Origin of the sequence: Oleiagrimonas sp. (genome assembly GCF_027858935.1) — a bacterium.
Taxonomy (GTDB): domain Bacteria; phylum Pseudomonadota; class Gammaproteobacteria; order Xanthomonadales; family Rhodanobacteraceae; genus Oleiagrimonas.
In genome coordinates, this window is record NZ_JAQIBU010000002.1 from 1 (window position 1) to 7,038 (window position 7,038).

Consider the following 7,038-nt stretch of genomic DNA (forward strand, 5'->3'; position numbering starts at 1 on the left):
TCGAACCACCGAAGGCGTAAGCCAGCAGATTTACAGTCTGCCCCCGTTGGCCGCTTGGGTATCCCTCCAGCAAAGACCGGCTATTTTCGCGAGCACCCCCGCATGTGTCAACACTTGCAACATGCTTTTCACAGCATCCCTGCGGCATGCTCGCGTCCGCGCACTCGAACCATCACTGGCTCGGCATGAGCCAGCCGCGTATTCTGGCTGATCGCGTCGACAAAAGCCAACGCCGTGTTGCATGGAGCTCGGCCCTGCATCCCCAACGGGGTCGTTCGTGGTTCCCGCCCGAAGTCATGTTCTGGGCAACGCAGGACGGTAATGCGCAACCGCATCCTCCATTTCCCTGGACAACGCGATCAGCTTGCGCGCGTATTGCTGCAGTTGGCGGTCGTCATCATTCCTGGGCTCCCATACCGGAACCGGGGTCGGCTTGCCGTCCGGATTGTCCAGCGCCACAAACACGATCACACAACTGGTGCACAGCCGATCCTTGCCATGGGTCAGGTCGTGCGCACGCACATCCACTGAGAAATGCATGCTCGAAGTACCGGTATGGATCAACTTGGCGTGCACACTTACCAGATCCCCGATGAGGATCGGTTCGAGAAACTGGATGCCGCCAACGGCTGCCGTGACACAGTACGCACCGCTCCAGCCCACGGCACCGGCATAGCCGGTCTGGTCGATCCATTTCATGACCATGCCGCCATGCACCTTGCCGCCGAAATTGACATCGGTGGGTTCGGCGAGGAAGCGGAAGGTGACTTCGCTTTGCTGTCCGGACATGGCTGCGTCTCTGGAATGAAAGATGAACGGCATTATGCCGGGGTGGTGCCAGCCAACGAAGCGACCTTATCGCTTCACGCGTAGACCGCCAGGTTCGGCACACTTGGTCCATCACCGCCTTCGCCAGCGCCAGATCCGCCTCACTCCAGAACACCACGGCCGCCGCGGCGTCAGTTCACCGGCGCGAAGCAGACGCCGAGCCGGCAATGGATGCTCAGCCTTGCTGGGAGATCACCGCTAGACATTGAAGCGAAAGTGCAGGATATCGCCCTCGTGGACGATGTATTCCTTCCCTTCCAGGCGCAGCCGACCGGCTTCCTTGGCACCGGCTTCGCCGTTGTACTTGATGAAATCATCGTAGCCGACGGTCTCGGACCGAATGAAACCCTTCTCGAAATCCGTGTGGATCACACCGGCGGCCTGCGGCGCTGTGGCGCCCTTCCTGACGGTCCAGGCGCGAACTTCCTTCACCCCAGCGGTAAAATAGGTCTGCAGGCCCAGCAACTTGTAACCGGCCCGGATGACGCGGTCGAGACCGGGCTCATCCAGCCCCAGGTCGGCCAGGAACTCGTCGCGATCCGCGTCTTCAAGCTGCGCCATCTCTTCCTCGATCGCCGCGCAGACCGGCACGACTTCGGCGCCCTCGGCCTCGGCCCGTGCACGCACGGCGTCCAGATGGGGATTGTCCTCGAAACCATCCTCGAGCACGTTGGCGATGTACATCAACGGCTTCAGCGTGAGCAGGAACAGGTCGCGAACCACCTCACGCTCCTCTTCGTCCAGACCGGCGGCACGCGCGGCACTGCCCTGGGCCAGTGCCGCGGCGAGTTTCTGCAAAACCGGAAGCCGCTTCAGGGCGTCCTTGTCATTGGCCTTGGCCGCACGCTCCGCGCGATTCAGCGCGCGCTCGACCGAATCAAGATCGGCCAGCGCCAGTTCGGTATCGATGGTCTCGATATCGGCGATCGGATCGATGCGACCGGATACGTGCACCACATCGTCGTTCTCAAAGCATCGCACCACGTGCGCAATGGCATCGACTTCGCGGATGTGGGCCAGGAACTTGTTGCCCAGCCCCTCGCCCTGCGAAGCACCGGCCACCAGGCCGGCAATGTCGACGAACTCGATCGAGGTCGGCACCACGCGTTCGGGTTTGACGATGTCGGCAAGCTGCTTCAGGCGCAGGTCCGGCACCGGTACCACGCCCACATTCGGGTCGATGGTGCAGAACGGGAAATTGGCCGCAGCAATGCCGGCCTTGGTCAAGGCGTTGAACAGGGTCGACTTGCCGACGTTGGGCAGGCCGACGATGCCGCATTTGATACCCATGGCGTGAAATCCGGAAAGGGGGAATCGGGAATCGGGAACCGATCAGGCACCACTGGTGTCCTGGGAGGCCCCGTTGGTATGCAGGCGTTTCATGGCTTCGCCGTACTTGCCGTTCACCAGCAGGGGAAGCTGGTGACTGGCCCGCGCGATGGCGTCAAGCATGGCCTCTTCGTCGCGAGCAGCGGGACGACCCAGGACCCACGGCGTCACACGATCGCGGTCGCCGGGATGGCCGATACCGATGCGCAGGCGATGGAAGCGGCCATGGCCGAGATGGGCAATGATATCGCGCAGGCCGTTCTGACCACCGTGGCCGCCGTCGGCCTTCAATCGCGCAACGCCAGGCTCCAGGTCCAGGTCATCATGCACCACCAGGCATTCATGCGGCTCGATCTTGTAGTAACGCAGCGCCGAAACCACCGCGATGCCGCTTTTGTTCATGAAGGTGTCGGGCTTGAGCAGCCACACCGGCTGGCCATCGACATCCACCCTGCAGGCATGGCCATGCAGCTTGGCATTGTGGGAAAACGATTCCCCGGCAGCCAGCGCCAGCGCATCGACGAACCAGAACCCGGCATTGTGCCGGGTTCCCAGATACTCGGCGCCGGGATTGCCCAGGCCGATGATCAGGCGTAGACGGGACATGACGACAAGTCGCTTGCACGTGCGCGCCCCCGATCCGGGGCGCGCACGGCAGGCTTACTTGTCTTCGTCCGAGCCGCTGTCATCCGATGCGTCCGCATCGGCGGCCGGCGCGCCTTCCTCGCCTTCGCCCTCGGCATCCTCGCCCTCGGCGGGTGCTTCGATCTCGATCTTCACCGCATGCACGGTGACCACCGGCAAGTCGTGATCCGGACCATGACGCAGCTCGGGAATCTCCACGCCGGCAGGCAGGTTCAGCTCCGACAGATGGATCATGTCACCCTGGTTGATCGTGGACAGGTCGACCTCGATGTACTCCGGCAGATCCTCGGCCATGCAAGCCACGTCGATCTCGGTGATGTTGTGCGAAACCACCACGCCGGAGGTCTTGCCGGCCGGGGAATGCTCCTGACCGACGAAGTGCAGCGGGATCGTGGTGTGCAGCTTCTCTCCGGCGCGGATGCGCTGGAAGTCCATGTGCATCATCTGCATCTTGAACGGATGCTTCTGCCAATCGCGCAGCAGCACCTTGTCGACCTTGCCGCCGACCTTCAGGTCCAGCACGGAGGAGAAGAACCATTCGTGCTTGGAAAGTGCCAGCACCACGCGATGCTCGAGCTGGATGCTCTGCGGCGGCTTCTCGCCACCGTAGATGATCGCCGGAACCATGCCCGCGTGACGCAGGCGGCGGCTCGCACCTTTCCCCTCGTCACTGCGGACTTCGGCGTTCACTTCGTGAATCGTTGCCATGATTGTTGCCTCGGTTGAAAGCCCCGCCTCGCGGCGGGGAGAACGCCCTCCCGCGACCAGGATGGCGATGAAAACAGGGGGCATGCCGCCCGCTATCGGACAGCAAACCCGAAATTATAGAACAAAAACCGGAAAATGTGCCGCAGGTGCCGCGCTCAGTCGACGTACAGTGAGCTGACCGACTCACCAAAAGCCATGCGCCGGATGGTCTCGGCCAATAGCTCGGCCACCGTCAGCTGACGGATCTTCTCGCAGGCGGCGGCCGCCTCCGAGAGCGCCAATGTGTCGGTGACGATCAACCTGTCCAGCTGCGAGCCGTTGATGTTGTCGATGGCCGCACCCGACAGCACCGGATGCACGCAGTAGGCCTCGACCTTGCGCGCGCCCTTGTCCTTCAGCGCGGAAGCAGCGGCGCACAGAGTGCCAGCCGTGTCGACGATGTCATCCACCAGCACGCAGTCCCTGCCCTCGACGTCACCAATGATGTTCATCACCGTGGCCACATTGGCCCTCGGTCGACGCTTGTCGATGATGGCCAGGTCCGCGTCGTCCAGGCGCTTGGCCAGCGCGCGCGCGCGAACCACGCCACCGACATCCGGGCTGACCACGATGATCTCGTTCATGTCGTGCTGGCGCCAGATATCGGCCAGCAGGACCGGCGAAGCGTAGACGTTGTCCACCGGAACGTCGAAGAACCCCTGGATCTGGTCGGCATGCAGGTCCACGGTCAGGACCCTGTCGATGCCCGATGCACCAATCATCTTGGCGGCGAGCTTGGCCGTGATGGGAACGCGCGAGGATCGTGGCCGGCGGTCCTGCCTGGCATAGCCGAAATAGGGCATCACGGCGTTCACGCTTGTGGCCGAGGCGCGCTTGAGGGCATCGGCCAGAACCAGCAACTCCATGAAGTTTTCGGCGGTGGGCGCACCGGTGGGCTGCAGGATGAAGACCTCCTGGCCACGGACGTTTTCCTCGATCTCGACCTGGACCTCGCCGTCGCTGAAACGACCGACCAGCGCCTTGCCCAGTGGAACCTGCAGTCGATGGCCCACATCTTCGGCCAGTTTGCGATGAGCATTGCCGGTAAACAGCATCAAGCGAGCCGTATCCACAGGTCGTTCCCCGTTTTTCAAGATGTGTCGGTGCGCTGCAGGTATCCGCTGATCATCTGCCTGGGCGGATGCATGCAGCACAGGCAAGATTGGAACCTTGCGCGCGCAGATCGGATGGCTGGGGCGGCAGGATTCGAACCTGCGCATGCCGGGATCAAAACCCGGTGCCTTACCGCTTGGCTACGCCCCAACATCTGAACCTTCGACCTTTGCGAGCAACGGGGATGCATCCACCCCGTCCGCCACGAAGGCCTTGAATTGTTTCGGACAACGCGCAGCAATGGCTTCGCCATCCGCGCGCGTGGCCACCTCCAGAAACACGCATGCACCAGTCCCGGTGAGCCGCGCTGGGCCGAACTGCTGCAGCCAGTCCATCGCCGCGGCCACTCGTGCATGGCGCGCCCGCACCAGCGGTGCGAAGACATTATCCTTGACGCCGCCGTCCATGAAGCCTGAAATTGTGGCCGGGGCCGCATGACGTGTCAATTCGGGGGCCTGGAACAAGGCCTGCGTGGACACATGCACACCCGGGTCGACAATCACATAGCTCGCGGGAGGCAGGCACAACGGTTCGAGCCGCTCGCCCACGCCGGTCGCCCATGCGCTGCGCCCATGCACGAACACCGGCACGTCGGCGCCGAGACCAAGACCGATTTCGGCCAGCCGGTCCGGAGCCATGCCCAGTTTCCACAGCCGGTCCAGCGCCACCAGCACGGTGGCGGCGTCGCTGCTTCCACCGCCAAGGCCACCCCCGATCGGGATACGCTTGTCGATGAGGATGTCCACGCCGGGAAGGTTGCCGCCGGCTTCCCGCTGCAGGAGCTGCGCGGCACGCACGGCCAGGTCCTCCTCGGCTGACACACCTTGGGCACCGGCCTCACGCACGATACGCCCGTCCGTGCGCAATCGCAGCCGCACCTGGTCTCCCCAGTCGAGCAGACGAAACACCGTCTGCAACAGATGGTAACCATCCGCACGCCGTCCGGTGATGCGCAGGAACAGGTTGAGCTTGGCCGGTGCCGGCCAGCTGCTCCATTCCTCCGGGCTCATCGCCAGGTCCAGCCCTGGATGGCCACGCGTACGTGGTACGGACCCTTGGAAGCGAAGACCTTCTGCGGCACCTCGGGCTGCATGCCCTGCGACCAACTGCGGTATTCCACCGTCCAGCCGTCCTGCTGCAGAAGCGAAGGCAGATGATCAGGGCCGAACCGCAGCTGTGCGGGACTACCGGGCGCGCGCAGCCCCTTGATCCAGTAGCGCAGCTGCGCAAGCGGGACCTGCCAGCCCAGCGCCCGTGCCAGCAATTGCTGTGCATTGGGTCCGTACAGCGGGCCGCCGTCCAGGCCATCCAGCTCGGCACCGTTCGCCCCGCCGTGGAGATGGAAGCTGCGGCCGGTCAACGGCCCGCGCACCACGAAGTCGTAATCCTCTGCATCCTGCATCCAGGTCAACGTGCCGCTGCCGCCGTGATGACCATCGGAGACGGCCATCCGGGCCTGCACGGTCCAGTGGTTGCGTGGAGATAGCAGCTTTTCGCGAGTCGCCTGGGCCGACAGGGTTGCCGTGCTGCCCTTCATGCGTACCGGCGCGCACGCCGTCAGCGTCAGCAGCACGCTGCACGCGGCCAAAAAACTGTATTTCACGGCTTCAGCATTCCCTTGAGCGACTTCAGGCGCGGGTTGTCCGGATCGAGCTTGAGCGCGACCGCATAGACTCGTCGTGCCTGCGCATGCTTGCCTCGGGCGATAAGGACCCGGACCAGATGGGCACCAACCTCCGGGTCTTTTTGTGCGTTCCAAGAGTTGAGTAGCGCCGCCTCGGCCTTGCCCAGGTGGCCCAGACGGTACTGCAGCCAGCCCCACGAGTCGGTGATGGCGGCATTGTCCGGCAATGCCTTGTGCACGCGCGCCAGCAGACGACGGGCCTCGGGCAGGTCGCGGTTGGCATCGGCCAGCGTATAGCCCAGCGCATTGACAGCATCGAGGTCGTCCGGACGCAGTTTCAGCACATGCCTGAAGTCCGCGATGGCGGCGTCGGTACGTCCGGCCGAGGCATGTGCCATACCGCGGCCGTAGTAGAGATCAGGATTGCTCTTGTCCAGAGCCAATGCTCGTGTGTAGGCCGCGATAGCCTGCCTGTAGCGCTTGTCGCGCATGTAGATTTCGGCATCGACCTGGACAAGCTTGCGCTCGACTTCCTGTTTGCCCTGCATATCCGCGGACAGCTGGGCAATCACGGCATGCGCCTTGTCGGACTTGCCCAGTTGCTGCAATAGAATCGCCCGCTGCACGCCGGCATCGACGCCATGGTCATCATCCGCGGGCACCTTGGCCAGCCATTTCACGGCCTGCACCGGTTGCTTCATGAGTGCGGCCAGCTGGCCCAGGAGATAGTAGCTCTTGCTGCGCACGGATAC

General features: G+C 63.5%; 8 protein-coding genes and 1 tRNA gene. All 9 read right to left on the minus strand.

Annotation, left to right across the window (positions count from 1 at the left end):
* Nucleotides 1-294: 294 nt before the first annotated feature.
* Entirely contained in the window at nt 295-789 is a 495-nt protein-coding gene (locus tag PF446_RS00065) for an acyl-CoA thioesterase (RefSeq protein WP_298068477.1), read from the minus strand.
* 237 nt (nt 790-1,026) lie between these two features.
* Nucleotides 1,027-2,118 carry a redox-regulated ATPase YchF gene (gene ychF / locus PF446_RS00070; RefSeq protein ID WP_298068480.1) on the minus strand — a complete coding sequence of 364 codons (1,092 nt, stop codon included), beginning with the start codon at nt 2,116-2,118 and terminating at the stop codon, nt 1,027-1,029.
* Nucleotides 2,119-2,160: 42 nt separating this feature from the next.
* Nucleotides 2,161-2,763, minus strand: a complete 603-nt coding sequence (gene pth / locus PF446_RS00075) for an aminoacyl-tRNA hydrolase (protein ID WP_298068482.1) — start codon at nt 2,761-2,763, stop codon at nt 2,161-2,163.
* A 54-nt stretch (nt 2,764-2,817) separates the two neighbouring features.
* Nucleotides 2,818-3,510 carry a 50S ribosomal protein L25/general stress protein Ctc gene (locus PF446_RS00080; RefSeq protein ID WP_298068485.1) on the minus strand — a complete coding sequence of 231 codons (693 nt, stop codon included), beginning with the start codon at nt 3,508-3,510 and terminating at the stop codon, nt 2,818-2,820.
* Between the two features lie 155 nt (nt 3,511-3,665).
* Nucleotides 3,666-4,622, minus strand: coding sequence for a ribose-phosphate diphosphokinase (locus PF446_RS00085; RefSeq protein WP_298068487.1), 957 nt, complete (start codon nt 4,620-4,622; stop codon nt 3,666-3,668).
* Nucleotides 4,623-4,737: 115 nt separating this feature from the next.
* Nucleotides 4,738-4,812: transfer RNA gene (locus tag PF446_RS00090), tRNA-Gln, on the minus strand.
* Entirely contained in the window at nt 4,803-5,672 is an 870-nt protein-coding gene (gene ispE / locus PF446_RS00095; protein ID WP_298068489.1) for a 4-(cytidine 5'-diphospho)-2-C-methyl-D-erythritol kinase, read from the minus strand. Before ispE ends, PF446_RS00090 begins: the two co-directional genes overlap by 10 nt.
* Complete coding sequence (gene lolB / locus PF446_RS00100; protein WP_298068491.1) at nt 5,669-6,265, minus strand: lipoprotein insertase outer membrane protein LolB; 597 nt, start codon at nt 6,263-6,265, stop codon at nt 5,669-5,671. Before lolB ends, ispE begins: the two co-directional genes overlap by 4 nt.
* Nucleotides 6,262-7,038: tetratricopeptide repeat protein (locus PF446_RS00105; RefSeq protein ID WP_298068493.1), on the minus strand; the 777-nt coding region annotated here is incomplete at its 5' end. The genes PF446_RS00105 and lolB, both read right to left, overlap by 4 nt.

What these genes read in the sequence shown, in the direction of transcription:
- pth (WP_298068482.1), bottom strand. Translation starts at nt 2,763, where the DNA reads ATGTCCCGTCTACGCCTGATCATCGGCCTGGGCAATCCCGGCGCCGAG.
- PF446_RS00080 (WP_298068485.1), bottom strand. Translation starts at nt 3,510, where the DNA reads ATGGCAACGATTCACGAAGTGAACGCCGAAGTCCGCAGTGACGAGGGG.
- PF446_RS00065 (WP_298068477.1), bottom strand. Translation starts at nt 789, where the DNA reads ATGTCCGGACAGCAAAGCGAAGTCACCTTCCGCTTCCTCGCCGAACCC.
- ispE (WP_298068489.1), bottom strand. Translation starts at nt 5,672, where the DNA reads ATGAGCCCGGAGGAATGGAGCAGCTGGCCGGCACCGGCCAAGCTCAAC.
- ychF (WP_298068480.1), bottom strand. Translation starts at nt 2,118, where the DNA reads ATGGGTATCAAATGCGGCATCGTCGGCCTGCCCAACGTCGGCAAGTCG.